This window comes from Nitratireductor sp. B36 (assembly GCF_020833685.1).
Classification (GTDB): Bacteria; Pseudomonadota; Alphaproteobacteria; order Rhizobiales; family Rhizobiaceae; genus Nitratireductor.
On sequence record NZ_JACKZY010000003.1, the window covers coordinates 523,750 to 546,333 of the forward strand.

At 62.9% G+C, this 22,584-nt stretch carries 17 protein-coding genes; 14 read left to right on the top strand and 3 right to left on the bottom strand.

Annotated elements, in window-relative coordinates; all coding sequences use genetic code 11:
• Positions 1–11: 11 nt before the first annotated feature.
• The 13 genes from H7H48_RS14275 to pbpC all read left to right on the top strand — a co-directional run bounded on the left by H7H48_RS14275 (position 12) and on the right by pbpC (position 17,286).
• Complete coding sequence (locus H7H48_RS14275) at positions 12–1,037, top strand: TRAP transporter substrate-binding protein (RefSeq protein ID WP_229449720.1); 1,026 nt, start codon at positions 12–14, stop codon at positions 1,035–1,037.
• Entirely contained in the window at positions 1,037–1,546 is a 510-nt protein-coding gene (locus H7H48_RS14280) for a TRAP transporter small permease (RefSeq protein WP_229449721.1), read from the top strand. Before H7H48_RS14275 ends, H7H48_RS14280 begins: the two co-directional genes overlap by 1 nt.
• The gene (locus H7H48_RS14285; protein ID WP_229449722.1) at positions 1,546–2,832 is read left to right on the top strand and encodes a TRAP transporter large permease; all 1,287 of its coding nucleotides are present in this window, start codon (positions 1,546–1,548) and stop codon (positions 2,830–2,832) included. The genes H7H48_RS14280 and H7H48_RS14285 overlap by 1 nt, the downstream gene beginning before the upstream one ends.
• Before the next feature lie 12 nt (positions 2,833–2,844).
• Positions 2,845–3,381 carry a MarR family winged helix-turn-helix transcriptional regulator gene (locus H7H48_RS14290; protein ID WP_229449723.1) on the top strand — a complete coding sequence of 179 codons (537 nt, stop codon included), beginning with the start codon at positions 2,845–2,847 and terminating at the stop codon, positions 3,379–3,381.
• Positions 3,378–3,803: a RidA family protein gene (locus H7H48_RS14295; protein ID WP_229449724.1), complete on the top strand. Its 426-nt coding sequence runs from the start codon at positions 3,378–3,380 to the stop codon at positions 3,801–3,803. The genes H7H48_RS14290 and H7H48_RS14295 overlap by 4 nt, the downstream gene beginning before the upstream one ends.
• A 46-nt stretch (positions 3,804–3,849) precedes the next feature.
• A complete protein-coding gene (locus H7H48_RS14300; RefSeq protein WP_229449725.1) occupies positions 3,850–4,926 on the top strand; it encodes an NAD/NADP octopine/nopaline dehydrogenase family protein in 1,077 nt (358 codons plus the stop codon).
• Complete coding sequence (locus H7H48_RS14305) at positions 4,926–5,909, top strand: 3-hydroxybutyryl-CoA dehydrogenase (protein WP_229449726.1); 984 nt, start codon at positions 4,926–4,928, stop codon at positions 5,907–5,909. Before H7H48_RS14300 ends, H7H48_RS14305 begins: the two co-directional genes overlap by 1 nt.
• Before the next feature lie 59 nt (positions 5,910–5,968).
• Positions 5,969–6,982, top strand: coding sequence for a TRAP transporter substrate-binding protein DctP (dctP, locus tag H7H48_RS14310; protein WP_229449727.1), 1,014 nt, complete (start codon positions 5,969–5,971; stop codon positions 6,980–6,982).
• Between the two features lie 61 nt (positions 6,983–7,043).
• A complete protein-coding gene (locus H7H48_RS14315) occupies positions 7,044–7,541 on the top strand; it encodes a TRAP transporter small permease (protein WP_229449728.1) in 498 nt (165 codons plus the stop codon).
• Positions 7,541–8,857: a TRAP transporter large permease gene (locus H7H48_RS14320; protein ID WP_229449729.1), complete on the top strand. Its 1,317-nt coding sequence runs from the start codon at positions 7,541–7,543 to the stop codon at positions 8,855–8,857. The genes H7H48_RS14315 and H7H48_RS14320 overlap by 1 nt, the downstream gene beginning before the upstream one ends.
• Before the next feature lie 4 nt (positions 8,858–8,861).
• Positions 8,862–9,635: an aspartate/glutamate racemase family protein gene (locus tag H7H48_RS14325; protein ID WP_065817008.1), complete on the top strand. Its 774-nt coding sequence runs from the start codon at positions 8,862–8,864 to the stop codon at positions 9,633–9,635.
• A 91-nt stretch (positions 9,636–9,726) separates the two neighbouring features.
• Positions 9,727–15,189 carry an alpha-2-macroglobulin family protein gene (locus tag H7H48_RS14330; protein ID WP_229449730.1) on the top strand — a complete coding sequence of 1,821 codons (5,463 nt, stop codon included), beginning with the start codon at positions 9,727–9,729 and terminating at the stop codon, positions 15,187–15,189.
• Between the two features lie 27 nt (positions 15,190–15,216).
• Positions 15,217–17,286, top strand: coding sequence for a penicillin-binding protein 1C (pbpC, locus tag H7H48_RS14335; protein ID WP_370633403.1), 2,070 nt, complete (start codon positions 15,217–15,219; stop codon positions 17,284–17,286).
• A 1-nt stretch (position 17,287) separates the two neighbouring features.
• Here pbpC and H7H48_RS14340 read toward each other — a convergent pair whose 3' ends face one another.
• Together H7H48_RS14340 and H7H48_RS14345 are read right to left on the bottom strand one after the other, a co-directional pair.
• Complete coding sequence (locus H7H48_RS14340; protein ID WP_229449731.1) at positions 17,288–18,211, bottom strand: sugar kinase; 924 nt, start codon at positions 18,209–18,211, stop codon at positions 17,288–17,290.
• 99 nt (positions 18,212–18,310) lie between these two features.
• Positions 18,311–19,672, bottom strand: coding sequence for a sugar transferase (locus tag H7H48_RS14345; RefSeq protein ID WP_229449732.1), 1,362 nt, complete (start codon positions 19,670–19,672; stop codon positions 18,311–18,313).
• A 298-nt stretch (positions 19,673–19,970) separates the two neighbouring features.
• Here H7H48_RS14345 and H7H48_RS14350 point away from each other — a divergent pair, with 298 nt between their 5' ends.
• Positions 19,971–20,882, top strand: a complete 912-nt coding sequence (locus tag H7H48_RS14350) for a DMT family transporter (protein WP_229449733.1) — start codon at positions 19,971–19,973, stop codon at positions 20,880–20,882.
• 35 nt (positions 20,883–20,917) lie between these two features.
• Here H7H48_RS14350 and serA read toward each other — a convergent pair whose 3' ends face one another.
• Positions 20,918–22,516 carry a phosphoglycerate dehydrogenase gene (gene serA, locus H7H48_RS14355; protein WP_229449734.1) on the bottom strand — a complete coding sequence of 533 codons (1,599 nt, stop codon included), beginning with the start codon at positions 22,514–22,516 and terminating at the stop codon, positions 20,918–20,920.
• Positions 22,517–22,584 lie beyond the last annotated feature (68 nt).

A 22,584-nucleotide genomic window follows, 5' to 3' on the forward strand; every position in this document is an offset into this window, starting at 1 on the left:
GAGAAAAGACAATGACGCGCATGCTAAAAACATTTGTAACTGCATCTATTCTGACGACTGTCATGAGCTTCGGCGCGATGGCGCAGGAGACAGTTCTGCGCATGTCGAACTGGCTGCCGCCATCTCATCCGATCGTCCGGGACATGATGATCCCGTGGGCGGAGAAGCTGAAAGAGGCCAGCGACGGCCGCATCGAGGTGCAGATTCTCGACGCGCCGCTCGGGCCGCCGCCGGCACATTTCGATCTTGCCGCCAATGGCGCCGTGGACCTGACATTCGGCGTGCATGGCTATACGCCGGGGCGTTTCACCCTGACGGAAATCGCAGAAATGCCGTTCCTCGCCGATACGTCCGAGAGCCTTTCGGTGGCCTTCTGGCGTGTGTTCGAGAGCGATCTGGCGCAGGCCGAAGAGCATCGCGGCACCAAGGTGCTGGGCGTGTTCGGGCATGGGCCGGGGCTGCTGTTCACCAAGGGAAAGCCGGTTTCGCCGCTGTCGGACCTTTCCGGTGCCAAGATCCGCGTTGCGGGCAACATCACCAACAAGCTTGCCGAAGCGATGGACATGGTGTCGATCCAGGCGCCGTCGCCGCAGTCTTATGAAATCCTGTCGGGCGGCATCGCCGACGGTATTTTCTTCCCGGTCGAATCCGTGCCCTTCTTCAAGCTCGAAACACTGGTCGACAAGGCGCTGCGTGTGCCCGGCGGTCTCTACAATGTCTCGTTCTTCTTCGTAATGAACAAGGCGAAGTTCGACAGCCTGTCGGATGAGGACAAGGCGGCCATCGAAGAGGTTTCCGGTGAGGCGTTCTCGCGTATGGCGGGGCAGGCCTGGGATGCGGCGGATGCAGCCGGCATGGAAGTGATCGGCTCGACCGTCGACTTCCACGATGCGACCGAAGAAGAGCTTGCGACGCTGCGTGAGAAGACGCAGCCCATGTTTGACGATCTGGCCAAGGCCTATGAGGCCAAGGGACTCGATTTCGACGTCGTGATGGGCAAGCTCAAGGACGAAATCAAAGCGGTGGCGGCTGAATAATGGCCGCCTCCTCCGAGCGGATCGCAATGCGGGCTCGGCGGTGGCTAAGACTGGCGACCGCCGTGCTTTGCGGCGCGTTTCTGGTGGCGCTGACGCTGGTGACGGTGGTCGATGTGATCGGCCGCTATCTCCTGTCGTCGCCGCTGCCGGGTGCCGCGGAATATACCGAAATCCTCCTGATGGCGATCGTGTTTGTGGGGCTGCCGGCGGTGTGCCTGGATGACGGGCATGTGAGCGTCGATCTGCTCACGGCCGGGCTCAAGGGCGTTGCTGAGAGAATTCAGCTCAATCTCGCCCGGCTTGTGGTTGCCGTGGTGCTGGGGCTCGTTTCCTGGCAGCTCTGGAACCATGGGGCCCAGCTCGACAGCTACAATGAGGTGACGGTTTATCTGCGTGCGCCGCTCGGGCCGTTCGCCAAGGCGACGGCAGTCATCACCGGTGTCTGTGCGGTGGTTACATTTGTCATGGCGGTGCTGCGCCTGCCTAAAAGCGATGGCGGGGGCGTTTGATGGCGTGGCCAATCGGAATGGCGCTGCTTCTGGCGCTCATCTTCGCGGGCGTGCCCATCGCCTTTGCGATGACGGCGGTGGGGCTGATCGGCGTTGTCTCGATCATAGGCTGGCACCCGGCGCTGGCCATGCTCGGGCAGGTCTTTTTCGACAGTGGCAGGAGCTATACGCTCTCCGTCGTGCCGCTGTTCCTTCTGATGGGCAATCTCGTGGTTCAGTCGGGCGTGGCGGGTGACCTCTACGCGGCGGCCAATGCCTGGCTGCGCCACCGCAAGGGCGGGCTTGCCATGGCGACCATCGTCGCCTGCGGCGGGTTCTCGTCGGTGTGCGGCTCGTCGCTCGCCACCACGGCGACCATGGCCCGCATCTCGCTGCCGGCGATGCGCAAATATGGCTATTCCGACCGGCTGGCCGCCTCTTCCATCGCTGCGGGCGGCACGCTCGGCATTCTCATCCCGCCGTCGGTGATCCTCGTTATCTACGGCATTCTCACGCAGCAGAACATCGGCAAACTGTTTCTGGCCGGCCTGTTGCCGGGGGTGATCGGCGTAATCGGGTACATGATCGCCGTGCGTCTGTCGCTGGTGGTCTATTCAGAGCATCTGGAAACGCAGCCCAAGCTGCCACTGATCGACCGCATTCGCGCTTTGCGCGGTGTGGTCTGGGCGCTGGCGCTTTTCGTGTTCGTTCTGGGCGGTATCTATCTCGGCGTGTTCACGGCGACGGAAGCGGCGGGCATGGGCGCGGGCGGGGCCTTTCTTCTCACCTTCATGCGCGGACGGCTGACCTTGCGCGCCACGCTTTCCACGCTGTTCGACACGGCAAAGACCACGGCGGTGATGTTCTTCATTCTGTTCGGGGCGCTGTACTTCCTGAACTATGTGAACTTCTCCGGCCTGACGGGCGATCTGCGCAACTGGATCAACGCTTTCGGCGTCGGCCCGTATCCGGTGATCTTCATGATCGTGCTGATCTATCTGGTGCTGGGCTGCCTGCTTGAAAGCATCTCGATGATCACGCTCACCGTGCCGATCCTGTTTCCGATCGTCACCGGGCTTGGCTTCGATCCGATCTGGTTCGGCATCTTCGTGGTGATCGCCACCGAGCTGAGCTTCATCACGCCACCCATTGGCATGAATGTCTTCGTCATGCGCACGGTGGCGCCCGACATTCCGCTGGAGCGCATTTTCGCCGGTATCCTGCCCTTTGTGGCGATGGATGTGGTGCGGCTTGCGCTTCTGATCGCGCTGCCGGCGATGGCGCTTCTGATCCCCAATTCGATGTGACCGGACGATATGATGGCGAGTGAAGACGACAGAATAGAGATCGACATAGAGATCGACCGGGATGCGGGATTCGTGGGCGACTATCTGCTCTATCTGCTTGCCGCCGCCAGCGACGCAGCCAGTGCCGATTTTCACGCCCATGTGCGCGAGCAGGGGCTGCGTGTGCCCGAATGGCGCATCCTGGCCTGCCTCTGCGACGAGGATGGCCAGATGGTGACGCAGCTCGCTCAGCTTGCGTTGATGGAACAATCGCACCTGACCAAGATCGTCGACCAGATGGCGACGAAAGGGCTTGTCAAACGCCGCAGCGATGAGCGCGACCGGCGGCGTGTGCGCGTCTATCTGACCGCAGCCGGGCGGGTGCTCGGAACAGGCTTGGTGAAGAAGGCGAGAGAGCATGAAATGTCGATCGTTTCGCGCCTGGGCGCCACCGACGCAGCGCGCCTGAAGGCGGCGCTGAAGGACATACACGCAATTTGCCGGGGAGGGGATGACGCTGCGGGCAGGGCTTCGTCAGCGCCGGCAGAACTGGAGGCAAGCCTTTCATGACGGAAAACTCCGAACGCACTCTGCTGCATGAGACGGTGCACCCCGAGGGCTGGCCCCAGCCGAGGGGCTATGCCAACGCGGTCAAGACGGATGGCGGCATCATCTATACGGGTGGCCTGGTCGGGTGGGACCGGGAGGGGCGCTTTCCGAAAGGCTTTGTCGCGCAGGCTCATCAGACGTTCCGCAACATTCGCGATGTGCTGGAGGCGGCTGGAGCGGGGCCGGAGCATCTGACGCGTCTCACCTGGTATGTGACCAATGTTGAAGATTATCTCGCCGACCCGAAAGGGCTCGGAAAGGCGTATCGCGATGTCTTCGGGCGCTGCTTTCCGGCCATGGCGACCGTTCAGGTGACACGGCTCGTGGAGCCGGAGGCTGTCGTGGAAATCGAGGCGACGGCGGTCTTGCCTGCTCAAAAATAGAACAACCATCCGCAAGAAAATGCGCGGCAATGAGGGGAGTACAGGAATGAAAGTAGCGGTTCTGGGCGGAGGCAACGGGTCTTATGCGGCTGCGGCGGATTTCGCCGAGGCGGGCCATGATGTCCGCTGGTGGCGGCGCGACCGCGCCAGTTTCGCCGATGTCGAGAAGGCAGGCGGCATCACCCTGACCGACCACGAGGGCAGCCGGAAGATCGCGGTCGTGCCGACCGACGATCTTGCTGCAGCGCTCAAGGGAGCGGAGCTGATCGTTGCGCCAACGCCGGCCTTCGCGCAGGAGGACATCGCCACGAAGCTCGCCCCGCATCTGGAGGACGGGCAGGTGATCTACCTGCCGCCGGGCACGTTCGGGTCCTACCTGATGATGAAGCGGATTCGCGAAGCGGGCTCGAAGGCCGACATCGCGATTGCCGAAACGGGCACGCTGCCATGGCTGACGCGCAAGCAGGGGCCGCTCGAAGTGCGCGTGACGACGCGGGCCTCGCGCCTGCCCACGGGCGTGCTGCCGGCGCGGCATACGGATCATGCGATAAAGGCGATTGCAGCTGTATTCCCGGCCTCCATCGAGCCGGTCGAGGATGCGCTGTCGGGCGCGCTGATGAATGCCGGCCCGATCATTCACCCGCCGCTGATCCTCATGAATGCCGGTCCCATCGAGCATTTCGATCGCTGGGACATTCACAATGAAGGGACGCAGCCCTCCATCCGCCGCACGCACACCGCGCTCGACAATGAGCGCATGGCGATCCGCGAGGCGCTCGGCTATGGCGCGCCGCATTTCCCGCTCGCTGATCACTACGAGACCAGCAACTGGATGTATGGCAATCTGGCCCATGACAAGCTGGTGGATTCCGGCGACTGGCACGAGAAGCTGGACCTGAAATCGCACCGCTACATGCTGGAGGATGTGGGCATGGGACTCGCCTTCATGGTTTCCGTGGGTGAATGGGCAGGTGTGCCCTGTCCGGTGGCGACCGGCCTTCTGGCGATTGCCGGTGCGGTGGCCGAGCGCGATTTCCGCGCAGAGGGCCGCACGATGGAAAAGATCGGTCTTGCCGGTGAAAGCCGCGAGGCGGTGCAGACGATGCTGCGCGAGGGGCTGTGATGACGAGCGATGTGACCATCGCCTGCATCGGTGCCGGTCGCATGGGGCGGGGCATTGCGCAATGCGTCGCCTATGCCGGCCACGAGGTGCGGCTGATCGATGCCAAGGAGCGTGACGCCGACGCCTTCGCAAAACTGCGCGACGAGGCGCTGGACGAGATCCGCACGGCGCTCGCCTCCATCGCAGCACTCGGTGCTTTCAAAGTCGATGCCGTTCCGCAGATCATGAAGCGGGTGAGCATCGTGCCGCGCGGCGAGGCGGCAGCGGGCCTTTCCGGCGCGCGGATCGTGTTCGAGGGCGTGCCGGAGGTGACGGACGCCAAGCGCGATGCGTTTGCGCTGTTCGACGCCCATGCGGATGGCGACGCCATTCTGGCCTCGACCACCTCGACCATGCTGTCGACGGAACTGGCGGGCTTCACCTCTGCGCCCGAGCGCTTTCTCAATGCGCACTGGCTGAACCCGGCCTTCCTGATGCCGCTGGTGGAACTGAGTCCTGCCGATGAGACGGCTGCGGAGACCACCGCTTTCGTGCGCGCCTATCTTGAAGGCATCGGCAAGGTGCCGATCGTCTGCAAGGCTTCGCCCGGTTACATCGTGCCGCGCATTCAGGCGCTCGCCATGAACGAGGCGGCGCGGATCGTGGAGGAAGGCGTTGCGAGCGCCGAGGATGTCGACAAGGCGGTGACCTATGGGTTCGGCCTGCGCTTCGGTGTGCTCGGCCTTCTGGAATTCATCGACTGGGGCGGCGGCGACATTCTCTATTATGCAAGCCGCTATCTCGCCGGGGCTTTCGATGACGAGCGTTATCAAGCGCCGGAGATCATCAGTCGCCACATGGAGGAGGGGCGTATCGGCCTGAAGACCGGCTCCGGCTTCTTCGATTATTCCGACATGGATGTCGATGCCTATCGCCAGCGCCGCATGGCCGCCTTCCTGAAGGCGCTCGACAATGCGGGGCTTGTGCGGCCGCCAAAGCTTTAGGGAGCAGTTGAAACCAAAACCGGGTGGAACAAGCCCGGACAACCAGAGAGGACGAAGAAATGAACCAAGCCAAGACCAGATCGATCGCCAGGACCATCCGAAACGGCCTTCTTGCAACGGCGCTGACCAGCATCGCCTTTGCCGGACAGGCCAGTGCGGAAGAAACGCTGAAGGCGATTTCCGCCTTCCCGCAGTCGCTTGCCTTCTCGCAGAGCTTCAAGGGCTTTGTCGACCTCGTGAACGAGCGCGGCAAGGGCGTCATCCAGATCAATTATGCGGGCGGGCCGGAAATGTTTCCGCCGAACCAGCAGGTGGATGCCGTGCGCCGTGGTGTCGTTGACATGCAGTATGGCCCTGCATCCTACTATCTCGGCACGATGCCGGAGGCGGATGCCTGGGTCGGCTCGACCGTGACGGCGGCGAAGGCGCGCGAGAATGGCGGCTTCGGCATCATGCAGGAAGCCTTTTCCAAGAAGCTCGGCGTGAACCTTTTGGCTCACCTCGACACGGGTGTGAAATTCTACATCTACACGATCAACGAGCCAAAGCGGACCGAGGATGGCGGTATCGATCTCGACGGTCAGCGCATCCGCTCGCAGCCGATCTACAACTCTTTCTTTGAAGCGCTGGGCGCAATCCCGGTCTCCGTTCCGGTGCCGGATGTCTATACCGGGCTGGAACGCAGCACGTTCGACGGTTCGGGCTGGCCGATTGTCGGCATTCAGGATCTCTCCTGGGACAAGTTCCTGCGCTACCGCATCGATCCTGGCTTCTTCCAGACCGACCTCGCCGTGGTGGTGAACCCGGCGAAATGGGACAGCCTGAGCGATGAGGCCAAGAAGATCATCAACGATGCTGCCGCCGAATATGAGCAGACATCCTATGAGAACTTCCAGAAGGTGATCGAGGAGACCGACAAGGCAGTTCGCGAGAACGGCATGGAAGTGATCACGCTCGAGGGTGAGGCAGAGGCGAAGTTTCTTGATCTGGCTTATGACAGCGCCTGGAAGCGGATGAAGGATTCCGGATCGGAATATTACGACGCATTGCGCGAAGCGTATTACGACCGCTGATCCCGCACCGGCGGGGGGCTGACCGGCTCCCCGCCACACTCGCTTTGAAAAGCCGCGCACCATGTTTCTGATACGTCTCTACAACCGGGTCATCACCGGGCTGGCCGTGCTGGGCGCCGCCAGTCTCGTTTTCATTTCGCTCGCCATCATTGTCGATGTTGTCTTGCGCAACACCGGGTTTCGCCCGTTCCAGTCGACCAGCGCCATCGTTGAATATGTGATGCTCTTCTCCACCATGGCGGCCGCCCCCTGGCTGGTGCGCAACAATGGCCATGTGGCGATCTCTTCATTCGTGGGAGCGCTGCCGGAAACGATACGCCTGGTGGCGGGGCGGGTCGTGCTGCTTCTCGCCATCCTGACGCTTGCACTCCTGTGCTGGCGCTCGGCGGCGGTGGGGCTGGAGATGGTGCAGTCGCGCGCGGTCGACATGCGCTCCATCAACATCCCGTCCTGGGTTCTCTACGCCATGCTTTCCGTAGGCTTCGGCCTGATGGCGCTGGAGTTCCTGCGCATGCTGGTGCGGGGCGAAACCTATACGGGTAGCGGGGGAGCGCACTGATGGCCTGGTATGAAGCCACACTCCTCATGATCGGCGGGCTGCTCGCGCTGATGTTCTTCGGCATGCCGGTGGCGATTGCCTTTCTGGCGATCAACATCGTCGGTGTTGTCATTTTCATGGGTGGCATGATCGGCATCGATCAGCTGGTCGCCAATGCCACCACATCGGTGACGAGTTTCGCGCTGGTGCCGGTGCCGCTCTTTCTCATCATGGGCGAGCTTCTGTTTCACACGGGGCTTGCCATTCGCGTGTTCGATGCGCTCGACAAGTGTTTTGGCGGGATTAAGGGTCGGCTGTCCTATCTGACAGTGGGCGGCGGCACGATCTTCGCCACCCTGTCGGGCTCCTCCATGGCCAACACGGCGATGCTGGGCACCACGCTGATGCCCGATATGATCAAGCGCGGATACAAGCCGCACATGATCATGGGGCCGATCCTGGCGACGGGCGGTCTGGCCATGATCATTCCGCCATCCTCGCTGGCCGTGCTGCTCGGATCGCTGGCGCGGATCGATGTGGGTGCTCTGCTGATCGCGGGTCTGGTTCCGGGTCTTGTGCTGGCGCTCATGTTCCTTGCGACGATCCGCATACAGATCGCGCTCGATCCAGAGGCGGCACCCGGCTATGCGGCGGAACGGGCAAGCGTCTCCGAGATCGCCCGGGCGCTTGCTGTCGACGTGCTGCCGATGGGCATCGTGGTCTTTGCCGTGGTCGGGCTCATCCTGCTCGGCTGGGCGACGCCGACCGAATCCGCCGCCTTTGGCGCGCTGTCGGTGGTGGTGCTCGCGGCCTGCTATCGCACGCTGAGCTGGGAGGCCGTGGTGCGCTCGCTCACCGGCACGCTGAAAGTGTCGGCCATGATGCTGATGATCATCGTGGGCTCCACGACCTTTTCGCAGATCCTTGCCTTCTCCGGCGCGTCCTCCGGGCTGATCGCGTTTGCCACCAGTTTCGAGCTGAACGCCTATGTGGTGCTTGCCATCATGTTCCTGGTGCTTCTGCTTCTCGGCATGTTCATGGATCAGCTCTCGATCATGATGCTGACGCTCCCGATCTTTATGCCGCTGGTGGCACTCTACGGGTTCGATCAGATATGGTTCGGCGTGGTGATGCTTCTGGCGCTGGAGCTCAGCCTTGCGACCCCGCCCTTCGGCCTTCTGCTCTTCGTCATGGTTGGGGTGAGCCCGGCCGGCACGACCATCGGGCAGGTGGCGCGGGCCGCGCTGCCCTACATCGCCTGCACGCTTTTGCTGGTGGTCTTGCTGGCGCTTTTCCCGCAACTGGCCCTGTGGCTGCCGGGCCTCATCAGGAGCTGACCGCATGAAGATCTGGTATCAAAGCTATGTCGATTACGAGAACGGCGCGGGCTACTGGGACGAACTGAGGAAGCATCTCGATGCGATTGTCGATCCCGGTACTGAGATCGACATCAAGGGCATTACCCCGCATGACAGCTACGCCCACGCCATTGTGGAGTTTCGCTGCGCGCGCGAGGTGATCTGCAATGCGGTGCGGGCAGAGCGCGAGGGCTATGACGCCTTCATCATTGGCCATTTTCAGGATGCCGGCCTCTATGAGGCGCGATCGGTGGTCGACATTCCTGTGCTGGGCATGGGCGAGGCGTCCATGCTGCATGCCTGCCAGCTTGGCCAGCGCTCGGGCATCGTCACCATCAACCGCCGCTACATTCCCTGGTTTCATCACCAGATCGGCAAATACGGTTTGAGAGAGCGGGTGACCGGCGTTCACGCTATGGATTTTGAGCCGGGGCAGATCCTTGCCGCCTTCGGCTCCGACGAGCGGCTTGAGACGGTGCGCGCCCTGTTCGAGGAACAGGCAAGGCCATTGGTGCGCGACGGTGTCGACGTGCTGATCCCCGGTGGCGGCATTCCCATGCTTTTATTCTCGCAATTGCAGGCGCACCGGGTGGATGGCGCGCCGGTGATCAACGGCATTCCGATCGTCGTGAAACTGGCGGAAATGGCCGTGAAGTTGCGGGCGTTGACCGGCCTTGGCGTCAGCCGTACCTCGGATTTCGTGAAACCGCCCGAGGAAATCATCGAAGAGTTCATGACCCATCCGAAGGGACTATAAGGGAAGCGATAATTCTCCAGGTCTGTTGACTGGCTTTTGCAAAGCTCCCCCAATATCGTGGGAGGATATCGGCAGCGCCTGGAGGATTGCCATGTTTGGGGCACGCGGACTCTCCCTGTTTTTGCTTTTTCTTCTCGGATTTGGGGCCATGGCTGCCGCGCAGGATGCGCGCCGGATCGTCACCAGCGAGAATGCCGATTATTTCGGCTTCGACCTGCGCACCGAAAAGGATGTGACGCTCGACCAGTGCAAGGCGGTGTGCCTTGCCGATCCGCAGTGCCGGGCCTTCACCTACAACACCAGCGCGGAATGGTGCTTTCTGAAGTCGGACTTCAATCGCCTCAATGCGTTTGACGGCGCGGTGGCCGGCAAGGTTGTGGCCGGTGGAGACGCAACCGATATCGGAGCGCCGCCTGCGCTGCGCTTCGTGCCCGAGCACATCCAGCGCGAGGCTGGCGAGTATCGCGCCGAGATACTGCGCGCGGTGCGTCCCGAGAATGCAGGGTTTGTTCAATTGAGTGCGGCGGGCGGGCAGGCGCTGGCAAATGGTGATCCGTTCAATGCCATGCAGGCGTTTTCAACCGCGCTCCTCATGGAGCCGCAGAATGTGGGCCTTTGGTTGGAACTTGCGCGTGCCGCGACCGCCTCGCAGCCCGTGGGTGACATGAACCTGTATCGGCTTCAGCGCGCCGGCACCGGCGCCGCGATCAATGCCTATAATCTGTCGCGCAGTGCGGGTGACCGCGCCGAGGCGCTGGCTGTGCTTGCGCCTGCTCTTGAGCGGCGCAACCTGTTCCGCCCCGCGCTCAGCGCCTATGAAGCGAGCCTGGCGCTCAGGACCGCGCGCGATGTGCAGGAGGCCTATGCCGACCTCAAGCGCCGCAAGGGGTTCCGGGTGATCGATCATTCGGTCGATTCCGACAGCGCCACGCCGCGCGCCTGCGTGCAGTTTTCCGAGGAGCTGGTGAAGAGCGGCATCGACTATGCCCAGTTCGTGACCGTCGACAATCTGCGCTCCTTCGCCGTCGATCGCAGCGACAAAGAGCTTTGCGTCAGCGGACTGAAGCATGGCGAGCAGTATCGCATCGTCATCCGGCAGGGCCTGCCGGCGGCCATTGGCGAGGTGATCGCCGAGCCGGTGCCGCTGGAAATTTACGTGCGGGACCGTGCGCCTTCACTGCGCTTTACCGGCGAAAATTTCGTGCTGCCGTCCTCGGCGCGCCGGGGCATTCCGTTCGTTTCGGTCAATGCCGACAGTGCGAAACTCTCCGTCTATCGCGTCGGTGAACGCGCTCTGGCGCAGCTGTTGAGCAAGGGGCAGTTTCTGCGCCAGCTCAATGAATATGGGGCCAATGAAGTTGGCGATGACATGGGGGCGCCGGTCTTCGAGGGTACCATTGAGATCAAGGCGGAACTGAACAAGGATGTCGTCACCAGCATCCCCATCGATGAGGCGGTGCCGGAGCGCAGGCCCGGCGTCTACATGATGACGGCGGTGCCGGAAGGCGACACCAGCCAAAGCTGGGACAACCGCGCCACGCAGTGGTTCCTTGTCTCCGATATCGGGCTTTCCACTTTTGCCGGCGAGGACGGGCTTTCGGTCTTCGCGCGCTCGCTGGCGAGCGCGAAGCCGCTGGAGGGGCTGAAGCTTAGGCTGGTGGCGCGCAACAATGAGGTGCTTGGCGAGGCGGAGACCGATGGAGATGGCCATGCGCGCTTCGATCCCGGTCTGGCGCGAGGCGCGGCCGGGCTGGCGCCGGCGGCGATCATCGCTGAAAATGGGACTGAGGATTTCGTCTTCCTTGACATGACGCGCGCGGGCTTCGATCTTTCGGATCGCGGCGTGACAGGGCGTCCTTCGCCCGGACCGCTCGACGTGTTCGCGTGGACGGAGCGCGGCATCTATCGCGCCGGTGAGACGGTGCATGCGAGCGCGCTCACGCGAAATCCCGCTTCGGATGCGGTGGAGGATCTGCCGCTGACCTTCATCTTCCGCCGTCCTGACGGCGTGGAGGATCGGCGCGTCGTTTCCGATGGCGCGGCGCTTGGCGGTCATGTGGTGGCGCTTGAGTTGCCGGACAATGCGGTGAGGGGCACCTGGGTGCTCGGCATTTATGCCGATCCGAAAAAGCCGGCGCTGGCCGAGAAGAATTTTCTGGTCGAGGATTTCGTGCCCGACCGCACCGAGTTCGAGCTTGCGAGCGCGAATGAGACCGTGCCGGTCGGCGGTGTGACGGATGTGACCGTCGATGGCCGCTATCTCTATGGCGCACCGGCGGCGGGGCTTGCGCTCGAAGGCGAACTGACGGTCGCGCCGACGCGCGAATGGAAAGCCTTTCCCGGCTATGTCTTCGGCCTCGATGATGAAGAAGACGTGGAGGCGCTGCGCGTTTCGCTGCCCGGCCTGCCCGAGACCGATGCGGAGGGGCAGGCGCAGTTCCCGGTGGCGCTGGATGGCGCGCCTTCGACCACGCGTCTTCTAAAAGCGCAGGTGAATGTGCGCATGCGCGAGGCCGGTGGCCGCGCAGTGGAGCGCGCGCTGGAGATCGATGTCGAGCCGGAAAGCGCGATGATCGGCCTGAAGCCGGAATTTACCGGCGGGCGCGTTGCCGAGGGAGCGACGGCGAACTTCCGCGTGATCGCGGTCGATCCGAAGGGCGAGCGCATCGCCATGGACGGCCTGGAATGGAATCTGCTGAAGGTGGAGCGGCACTATCAGTGGTATCGCGACGGCGGTTCCTGGAACTATGAGCCGATCACCACGACGAGCCTCGTGCGCGAGGGAACGGTGGACGCGAAGGCCGACAGCGAACCGCAGATCAGCGTTTCCGTGGACTGGGGGCGGTATCGCCTCGAGGTGCAAAGCCCGGATGCGGGCGGGCCGATCACCAGCGCGGCGTTCGATTCCGGCTGGTATGTGGAGGCAGGTTCCACAGAGACGCCGGACGGGCTGGAAGTGGCGCTCGACCGTGACGCCTATGCGGTGGGCGAGACGGCGAAGCTGAAGATTTCGCCACGCTTTGCCGGCGAGGTTCTGGTGACGGTGGGCTCTGAGAGCCTCCTGGAAACCTTCACCGCAAAAGTGCCGGAAGCCGGCGCGACCGTGGACATTCCGGTGACCGAGGCACTTGGCGCCGGGGCCTATGTGACCGCAACGCTGTTCCGCCCCGGCGACGATGCCGAGAATCGCCTGCCCATGCGCGCCATCGGCGTGCGCTGGCTCAAGGTCGATCCGGGTGCGCGCGATCTTTCGGTTGAACTCGGCGTGGAGGAACAGGCGCGCCCCGATGAGAGTCTTTCCATCCCCGTCAGCGTTGGCGGGCTAGAACCGGGCGAAGAAGCCTATGTGACTGTTGCGGCGGTCGATGTGGGTATTCTCAACCTCACCCGCTACGAACCGCCACAGCCGGACGCTTGGTATTTCGGCCAGCGTATGTTGGGCATCGAGATGCGCGACATTTACGGGCGGCTGATCGATGGTTCGCTCGGCGCGATGGGACGGTTGCGCACCGGTGGCGATGGCGGCGGCATGACCGCGACCGGCAGCGCGCCGACACAGAAGCTGCTCGCCTTCTTCTCCGGCATCGTGAAGGTGGATGATGACGGGAAGGCAGCGGTCTCCTTCGATATTCCGCAGTTCAACGGCACGGCCCGCATCATGGCGGTCGCCTGGTCGAAGAAGGGTGTGGGCAGCGCGCAGCAGGATGTGATCATCCGCGATCCCGTTGTGCTGACCACCAGCCTTCCGCGCTTCCTGGCTCCGGGCGATGAAGCGCGGCTGCTGCTTGAAATCGCCAACACGGATGGTCCTGCCGGCGACTATCGCCTCACGGTGATGGCAGAAGGGCCGGTAGACGCCGATCTGCGGTCGCTCTCCGATAAGGTGGCGCTTGAGGTGGGCGGCAAGGCCACGCTCTCCGTGCCCATCTCGGCGACCAACGAGACGGGCGAGGGTGCGCTGACGGTGACGCTTGCGCATGAGAGCGGGCTTGCCGTTGAGAAAAGCGTGTCCCTGCCGGTGCGGCCCGGCGTGATGCCGGTCGCCACCCGCAGCGTGGTGACGCTTGCGGCCAATGGCGGTAGTGTCACGCTGGACGGTGCGCTTCTGGAAGAGAGCTTCGCCGAGAACGCGTCGGTGAGCCTCAACATTTCGCGGGCCGACGGGTTCGACATTCCGGCACTTTTGATGTCGCTCGACCGCTACCCTTATGGATGCACGGAGCAGACCACGAGCCGCGCCCTGCCGCTGCTCTATGTGAGCGAGCTTTCAAAGGCTGCGGGGCTGGAAGACGATCCGGCGCTGAAGGGGCGCATCGAGGACGCCATCACAAGCGTGCTTGCCGCCCAGTCTTCGTCTGGCGGTTTCGGTCTCTGGGGACCGGGATCGGGCGATCTGTGGCTTGACGCCTATGTGACGGACTTCCTCACCCGCGCCGGCGAGCAGGGCTTTGCCGTGCCCGAGGCGGCGATGGGCCAGGCGCTGCAGAACCTGCAGAACACGCTCGCCTATGACACGGATGTCTCCTCGCGCGGCAGCGAGATCGCCTATGCGCTCTATGTGCTGGCGCGCAACCGCAAGGCTTCCGCCGGCGATCTGCGCTACTATCTCGACACGCGGTTCGATGAGTTCTCCACGCCGCTGGCGCGCGCGCAGCTTGCCGCGGGTCTCGCGCTCTATGGCGATGCGGAACGCGCGGAACGGGGCTTTGCCTCGGCCTTCCGTCTCGCTCAGGGCATGAGCGGGCGCTACACGGCGCGCTCCGATTACGGATCGCGTCTGCGCGACGGCGCGGCGATGCTGGCGCTGGCGGCAGAGAGCCGGCCCGAACCGGCGCTGGTGCCGCAGATGGTGCAGCTTGTCTCCGATGTGCGCGGTGACACAAAGCACATGAGCACGCAGGACGAGGCGTGGATGCTGCTTGCCGCCCGCGCGCTGAGCCAGTCGAGTGACGATCTGAGCCTGACCGTGGACGGCAATGCGCATCAGGGCGCATTCTCGCGGCGGCTTTCGGGACTGGAGATCGAGGCTGCGCCGCTGACGGTGGCCAATCAGGGCGATGAACCGGTCGATGCGGTGATGACAGTCGTTGCCGCGCCGCAGCAGCCTTTGCCGGCGGGCGGGGAGGGCTTCACCATCGAGCGGCGCTACTACACGCTTGACGGTGAAGAGGCGAATGTCTCCGACGCACGCCAGAACGAGCGCTATGTCGTGGTGCTGGAGATGATGGAACAGAACGCTTGGCCTTCACGCGTGCTGGTCTCCGACCTGTTGCCGGCGGGCTTCGAGATCGACAATCCGCGCCTTGTTGGCAGTGCGGATCTGGCGAATTTCGAGTGGCTTGGTCAGACGGATGCGGTTCACACCGAGTTCCGCGACGACCGCTTCATCGCCGCCTTCGACCGCAGTGGGGGCGGCAATTTCAGGCTCGCCTATGTGGTGCGTGCGGTGACGCCGGGCGTCTACACGCATCCGGCGGCGAGTGTGGAAGACATGTACCGTCCGCAATTCTCCGCCCGCACGGCCACCGGCTTCATGGAGATCGTGGGGCAGTAGGCGGCGGCGATGAGAACGCGTCGACATATGCGCCGGGTCGCCATGGCCACTGGCCTTGCGGCCCTGCTCGCCATCGGTGGGGCGGTGACGCTCAACCGGCTGGACGCGGCCTATCCGCCGCCGCTCGATCCCGCCCCGCTTTCGGTGGAGGTGCTCGACCGTGAGGGCGCGCTGCTGCGGGCCTATGCGGCATCCGACGGGCGCTGGCGTCTGCCGGCGGATATCGACACGCTCGACCCGCAGTTTCTCAGGATGCTGGTCGCCTATGAGGACAAGCGCTTCTGGTCGCATCCGGGTGTCGACATGCGCGCGCTTGGCCGCGCCGCATTGCAGCTATTGCGGAACGGGCGCATCGTCTCGGGTGGTTCAACACTGTCGATGCAGCTCGCCCGCCTCACCGAGCCGCGCGCGGCGCGCAGCTTCAGCGCCAAGTTCCGGCAGATCGCGCGGGCGCTGCAGATTGAGCGCAGGCTTTCCAAGCGGGAGATACTGGAGCGCTATCTGACGCTCGCGCCCTATGGCGGCAATCTTGAAGGGGTGCGCGCGGCGAGCCTCGCCTGGTTCGGCAAGGAGCCGCACAAGCTGGGACTGGAGGAGGCCGCTCTTCTGGTCGCCCTGCCGCAATCGCCGGAGGCGCGCCGGCCCGACCGTCATCCGCAAATGGCAAAAGCCGCGCGCGACCGCGTGCTGGCGCGCATGGCGGGGGCTGGCGTCATCATCGAAAGCGAGGTCGCGCGCGCGTCTGAGGCGAGGCTTGCCGGGCGGCGTCTGCCCATGCCGGCCTATGCTGCGCATCTGGCCGATGCGGTGGTGCGGAAGGAGCCTGAAAAGCGTGTGCATCGTCTGACCATCAGTCGGTCCGCGCAGGCCAATCTGGAAGCCGTTGCCGCCAAAGCCGCGCGAAAGCTCGGACCACGCGTTTCCGTGGCGATGGTGCTTGCGGATGCGCAGACCGGCGCGGTGCTCGCGCGGGTCGGATCGGCGGGGTACTTCAACGTCGCTCGCGCCGGCTGGATCGATATGAGTGTGGCAGAGCGTTCGCCGGGCTCCACGCTCAAACCCTTCATCTATGGCCTTGCCTTCGAGGAGGGGCTGGTGATGCAGGAAACCATGATCGAAGACCGGCCCGGCAATTTCTCGGGCTATCGTCCGCGCAATTTCGATATGGCCTATCAGGGCGATGTTTCGGTGCGCACGGCCTTGCAGATGTCGCTCAACGTGCCGACGATCCGGCTGCTTGATGCGGTGGGGCCGGTGCGGCTTGTGGCGCGCATGCGGCAGGCTGGCGTGTCGCCCGCTCTGCCGCCCGGCGAAACACCCGGTCTTGCCATCGGGCTTGGCGGTGCGGGGCTGACGCTGGAAGGGTTGGTGCAGCTTTATGGAGGGCTCGCCAATCGGGGGCGGGTGCGCCCGCTGCACTATCTGGACGGTGCAGAGATTGCCGCGCATCCTCCTTCCGTTCTGACGCCGCAGGCCGTCTGGCAGGTCGCAGACATCCTGTCCGGTGTCGCGCCGCCCAGAGACGCGCCGCACCTCGGTATCGCCTACAAGACTGGCACGTCCTATGGCTACCGCGATGCGTGGTCGGTGGGCTATGACGGGCGGCATGTGCTGGGCGTGTGGGCCGGGCGGCCCGATGGCGGCTCGGTGCCGGGGCTGACCGGCTATCTCGCCGCCGCCCCCATTCTGTTCGAGGCGTTTTCGCGCTCGGGCGTGGGCATCGTTCCATTCCCGCCTGCGCCGGCAGGCGCGATCCGGCTTGCCGCGTCCGATCTTCCGTTTCCCATGCGGCGGTTCTCCGTCTCGGGTGGCGGGTTCCGGGCCGGCGCGCCGGTGGAGCCCGCGCCGGAAATCGTGTTCCCGCCGCAGGGTGCGCGCATCGATGTGGGGCTTGCGCGTGGCGCGCGGGTCATGCCGCTGGCGCTCAAGATCAATGGCGGCCGCGCGCCGTTTCGCTGGCTGGCCAATGGCGAGCCGCTGCCGGAGGCCTATCGCCGCCGCAGGGCAAGCTGGGTGCCCGATGGCAGTGGTGCTTCGACGCTGACGGTGATCGACGCGGCTGGGCGAACCGCCAGCGTGGATGTTTTCCTGGAGTAGTTCAGGCCGCGTCGGCGAGTGCCTTTAGAACCGCCTCACGCATGGGCATCGGAGCGACCGCGCCGAAACCCTGTGTGGACAGAGCAGCGGCCGCGTTGGCGAAACGCGCTGCCTCAAACGGATCACCATGCCGGTTGAGCTCGGCGAGGAAATTGCCATCGAATGTGTCGCCCGCACCCGTGGCATCCACAGCGCTGACCTTGATGCCGGGCACGCGGCGGCGCTCGTCCGGCGTGGCGACGAGGCAGCCATCCTTGCCGAGCGTCAGCGCCACAACGCCGGCGCCAAGACCCAGATAGTGATCGGCGATGGCGTCCGGATCGCTGATGCCGACCAGCTGTTCGGCGTCTTCCAGACCGGGAAGCGCGATGTCGGCCTTGCGCATGGCAGCTTCGGTCAGCGCGCGGGCGCGCTCGAGCGGCCACAGTTTCAGGCGCAGATTGGTGTCGAAGGAGATTTTGGTTCCAGCTGAGCGCGCAATGTCGATCGCTTCGAAGGCGGCGTCGCAAGCTTCTGCGCTGATCGCCAGAGAGATGCCGGACAGGTGAAGAATGTCGGCGTTCTGGATAGCGCTTTGGGGCAGGTCGCGCGGGGTGATACGGCTTGCCGCCGAGCCCTTGCGAAGATAGGAAAACACATGCCCGTTCTCGCCATGGCTGACGAAATAGATGCCCGTATGGGCGTCGGGATTGCGCAGGACGTGGCTGGCATCCACATTATTGTCGGCCCAGAGTTGCATAAGGCTGTCGCCGAACTCATCCGCGCCGAGGCCGCTGAAGAAGCCGACAGAAGCCCCGGCACGCGCTGCAGCGATGGCACAATTCGAGGTGTCGCCGCCGTGACCGAAGAGATAGTGGCCCGTGGCGTCGACCTGATTGAACTCGATGAGCGGTTCGCCCATGCAGATGATTTTCGGATCGCTCATGATGTTGTGTCTCTCCCTGGCGCAGCGTGTGCTTCTCTTTAGGCGATTGTGCGCCAGTGGTGAATATCCGACTGGAGAAGCGCCTGTGCTGAGATGAGCTTATCGGGCGCCGCGTCCAAAAAGAACGGTGCTCACGGTCGAAAAAATGATCAGGAGGTCCAGGTCGAACGAAAGATGTTTGATGTAGTAGAGATCGTAGGAGAGCTTGTGAATCTCTTCGTGCGTGTTGCCTGCGTATCCGGAGTTCACCTGGGCCCAACCGGTGATGCCGGGCAGGACCATGGTGCGGTGGATAAATTTCTTCTCCGCAGTCTCGCTTTCCTGCGCCACATATTCAGCGACAGGGCGTGGCCCGACCAGGCTCATTTCTCCCCGCCATATGTTGATCAGCTGCGGCAGCTCATCCAGCCTTAGACGGCGCAGGAACGCACAGCCGGTGATGATCCGCTCGTCATTGGTCTGCGTCGCCCCTCCTTGCTGGCCACGATACATGGTGCGGAACTTCAACATGTTGAAGGAGCGGCCACCATATCCGCGCCGCGCCTGAACGAAAATTGCGGGGCCACCATCAAGCGACCGGATATAGAGCCACAGAGCCAGTCCCAAAGGGATTGTTATCGGCGCTGTGAGGACCACGGCAAAGAGGTCGAGCGCGCGCTTTGCTTTGCTGTAGTAGATTTGGCTGGGGGTGTAGGCGAGATGCGATACGTCAAAGGTGTCGACGTCCACGCGTCCTTCACGCAGTTCAAGAAAATTGAACCAGGGCGTGACGTCGATACCGACCATATAAGCCTTTGTAAGGAAGGCCGACCATTCCGGGTTGTGATGCGTCCTGGTGTCGATCAAAAGTCGGTCATAAGCGCCGATGTCCGCGGTCTTGTCACTGATCACGGCCACGTGACCGGCGAGTCTTGCGGCAACTTCTTGGGCCTTTGGGAAATCCAAGAGCGCCACACGATCTTCCAATGACCGATGGAGCCTGAGATTGGCTATGATCATTGCTGCGGTGGCGATCAGATAAGCGGTCAACAGGGCCGTGTAGCTCACCGGAATGCGCAGCCCAGACAAGACTGCCACGGCGACGTTGAAGCAGACAAACGTTACAAAAATCGCGATGGAGAACGTGTTGCGCTGACGGCGAAAGCCCAGGAGCGCCAACGCAATGGCGAAAGGCAACGCAAACAGCACAGTGCATACGATCGCGAGATTGTTCCAGTCGTTGCGCGATGCATTCAAAATGAATGCCGTATAGACGACGCATTGCAGAAACGAAGCCGCGAGAATCTCCGGGAGCATGGGGCGCAGATTGCGCAAGAGCCGCCTTTTGCGCAGAGAGGCTCCGTGTTGAAGAACGTCTTCAAGATCAGGACTCGTTTCAGCCAGGCTACGCTTCAGGACGCGCCTTGCTTTGCGAATGTCTGGGCGGTCATCTTCGCCCGGTGCTTTTGAGCCGTCGTTCAACGTTACTTCCTGCCGCCCAGTAAGAGCTCGTACAACCGCGCTTTGCCATGCAAAAAACGGAAGCGCAATCAATGATTGTTCGCACGTCCACAGACGACCTCCACGGAGGATTGTGAATCCAGAGCGATTCGACTGACTTTAGACCGGTTCATTGTTTCAAGGAAACGCGCAACCGCAGGCCATTCTCTTGGCCTGCGCCCTTGTGCCGTATTTAGAATGTCGATTTATGACGCTGGCATTTACGATTTCGGCTCGAGGCTCTATCAGGCGAGGTCAACACTGTTGTGACTGTGATCCCATGTACCGCCAAGCCTATCTCTTTCTCTGCCTGACCACGCTTTTCTGGGGCGGCAATGCCGTGGCCGGTCGGCTGGCTGTGGGCCATGTATCGCCGATGATGCTGACAACGCTTCGCTGGATTATCGGCTGTGTGTTGCTTGCCTCCGTCGCATGGCCCCATCTGCGGCGCGATTGGCCAGCGATCAGGCCGAGACTGCCCCTGCTGGCTGCCCTGGGCGCTCTTGGCTTTACCGGGTTCAACGCGGTTTTCTACAGTTCGGCCCAATTTACTTCCGCCATCAACATCGCCATCGAACAGGGCGCTATACCGATGGTTATTTTCCTCGCCAATTTTGTCCTGTTCCGCCAGCGCGTGAGCTTTCTGCAGATTGCCGGTTTTGTTCTGTCTCTCGTCGGTGTCGCGCTGGTCGCCAGCCATGGCGAATTTTCCCGCCTCCTGGAACTGGACGTGAATTTTGGTGACGCGCTCATGCTTGTCGCCGTGTTGCTCTATGCAGGCTACACGGTCGGGCTCCGGCTGAAACCGGCTATCCATTGGTTGAGCCTGATGTTCATGCTTTCGGTTTTCGCGCTTCTGGCCTCGTTGCCACTAGTGGCGTGGGAGGCCGCGACGGACCGGCTCATCGCGCCCGATCTGCAGGGCTGGATGGTGGTCTTTTACGTGGCGCTCTTCCCCTCGATCTTTGCTCAGACGCTCTACATTCGCGGCAATGAGCTGATCGGCGGAAACCGCGCCGGTTTGTTCATCAATCTTGTGCCGATCTTCGGAACGCTGCTGTCGATCGTCATTCTGCGCGAAGCGTTCTTCACCTATCACGCGGTCGCGCTGGTTCTGGTTCTGGGTGGGATATGGCTGGCTGAACATGGCGGCCGGAAGCTGGCATCCAGACAGGCAAATGCCGGCGCATGACGCCGGCATTTCATGTTCAACAGATTGTGTGACGCCTACGCTGCCACGTCGAAGGAGAGCGGCTTGGCTGACAGGATCACGTCGGTGGCGCGAAGCTCGCGCAGGACTTCCGGCGGGAAGGGCGCATCGAGATAAAGCAGCGCGATGGCATCGCCGCCCTGCCGGTTTCGGCCGAGCTGGAAGTTGGCGATGTTGACCTGGTGCTTGGCGCAGATCGAGCCCAGAAGGCCGATAATGCCCGGCACGTCGTAATTGGTCGTGTAGAGCATGTGCTGGCCGACCTCGGCATCGAGATTGATGCCCTTGATCTGGATGAAGCGCGGCTTGCCATCCGAGAACACGGTGCCGGCAATGGTGCGCGTCTTCTCTGAGGTTTTCACCGTCAGCTTGATGTAGCCGTCGAACACGCCTGACTTGTCGCGCTTGACCTCCGACAGGATGATGCCGCGCTCCTTGGCCATGATCGGGGCCGAGACCATGTTGACGTCGGCCACCTGGGGGCGGATCAGGCCGGCGAGTGCCGCGCTGATGAGCGCCTTGCGGTTCATCTCGGTGGTGGAACCGTCGAACAGGATCTCCACTTCCTCTATGGCCTCGTCGGTCACCTGGCCGACGAATGCGCCCAGCACTTCCGCGAGCTTGATAAAGGGTTTGAGGCGCGGGGCTTCTTCGGCGCTGATCGAAGGCATATTGATCGCATTGGTGACCGCACCCTTGGTCAGGTAATCCGACATCTGCTCCGCCACCTGGATGGCGACGTTCTCCTGGGCCTCGCTGGTGGAGGCGCCAAGATGCGGCGTGCAAACCACGTTGGGCATGTTGAAGAGCGGATTTTCGGTTGCCGGCTCCGTCTCGAAAACGTCGATGCCGGCACCGGCCACCTTGCCGGACTTCAGACCTTCGACGAGATCGGCCTCGACCACGAGCCCGCCGCGCGCGCAGTTGATGATGCGCACGCCCTTCTTCATCTTGGCGATCGCATCCTTGTCGATCACACCACGGGTCTTGTCCGTCAGCGGCGTGTGCAGGGTGATGAAATCGGCGCGCTTGAAAAGTTCATCGAGCTCGACCTTCTCGACACCCAGCTCCGAGGCGCGTTCCGCCGAGAGGAACGGGTCGAAGGCCACCACATGCATCTTCAGGCCGATGGCCCGCATGGCGACCACGGAGCCGATATTGCCGCACCCGATGACACCCAGTGTCTTGCCGGTGATCTCGACACCCATGAAGCGGTTCTTCTCCCACTTGCCGGCATGGGTGGAAGCGTTGGCCTCCGGGATCTGGCGTGCGACCGCAAAGAGCATGGCAATCGCGTGCTCGGCCGTGGTGATGGAATTGCCGAAAGGCGTGTTCATCACGATGATGCCGCGGCGCGATGCTGCCGGAATGTCGACATTGTCGACGCCGATGCCGGCGCGACCCACCACTTTCAGATTGGTGGCGTTGTTGATGAGCTTTTCGGTGACCTTGGTCGCAGAGCGGATGGCAAGGCCGTCATACTGGTCGATGACGGAAAGAAGCTTTTCCTTGTCCTTGCCCAGATCGGGCAGGTAATCCACCTCGACGCCGCGATCCTTGAAGATCTGAACGGCAGTGGGCGACAGTTTGTCGGATACGAGTACGCGGGGCGCCATGGCGGCCTCCTGTTTCAATGAAATGAAATGAATTGGGGAGGCGGCTCCGATTGCGGAGCCGCAGTTCA

Bases quoted from the DNA above. Each gene is read 5' to 3' on its own strand.
- pbpC (WP_370633403.1), top strand. From the start codon at position 15,217: ATGCGCCGGGTCGCCATGGCCACTGGCCTTGCGGCCCTGCTCGCCATC.
- H7H48_RS14325 (WP_065817008.1), top strand. From the start codon at position 8,862: ATGAAGATCTGGTATCAAAGCTATGTCGATTACGAGAACGGCGCGGGC.
- H7H48_RS14305 (WP_229449726.1), top strand. From the start codon at position 4,926: ATGACGAGCGATGTGACCATCGCCTGCATCGGTGCCGGTCGCATGGGG.
- H7H48_RS14290 (WP_229449723.1), top strand. From the start codon at position 2,845: ATGGCGAGTGAAGACGACAGAATAGAGATCGACATAGAGATCGACCGG.
- H7H48_RS14295 (WP_229449724.1), top strand. From the start codon at position 3,378: ATGACGGAAAACTCCGAACGCACTCTGCTGCATGAGACGGTGCACCCC.
- H7H48_RS14300 (WP_229449725.1), top strand. From the start codon at position 3,850: ATGAAAGTAGCGGTTCTGGGCGGAGGCAACGGGTCTTATGCGGCTGCG.
- H7H48_RS14315 (WP_229449728.1), top strand. From the start codon at position 7,044: ATGTTTCTGATACGTCTCTACAACCGGGTCATCACCGGGCTGGCCGTG.
- serA (WP_229449734.1), bottom strand. From the start codon at position 22,516: ATGGCGCCCCGCGTACTCGTATCCGACAAACTGTCGCCCACTGCCGTT.
- dctP (WP_229449727.1), top strand. From the start codon at position 5,969: ATGAACCAAGCCAAGACCAGATCGATCGCCAGGACCATCCGAAACGGC.
- H7H48_RS14275 (WP_229449720.1), top strand. From the start codon at position 12: ATGACGCGCATGCTAAAAACATTTGTAACTGCATCTATTCTGACGACT.
- H7H48_RS14330 (WP_229449730.1), top strand. From the start codon at position 9,727: ATGTTTGGGGCACGCGGACTCTCCCTGTTTTTGCTTTTTCTTCTCGGA.
- H7H48_RS14280 (WP_229449721.1), top strand. From the start codon at position 1,037: ATGGCCGCCTCCTCCGAGCGGATCGCAATGCGGGCTCGGCGGTGGCTA.
- H7H48_RS14320 (WP_229449729.1), top strand. From the start codon at position 7,541: ATGGCCTGGTATGAAGCCACACTCCTCATGATCGGCGGGCTGCTCGCG.
- H7H48_RS14340 (WP_229449731.1), bottom strand. From the start codon at position 18,211: ATGAGCGATCCGAAAATCATCTGCATGGGCGAACCGCTCATCGAGTTC.
- H7H48_RS14285 (WP_229449722.1), top strand. From the start codon at position 1,546: ATGGCGTGGCCAATCGGAATGGCGCTGCTTCTGGCGCTCATCTTCGCG.
- H7H48_RS14350 (WP_229449733.1), top strand. From the start codon at position 19,971: ATGTACCGCCAAGCCTATCTCTTTCTCTGCCTGACCACGCTTTTCTGG.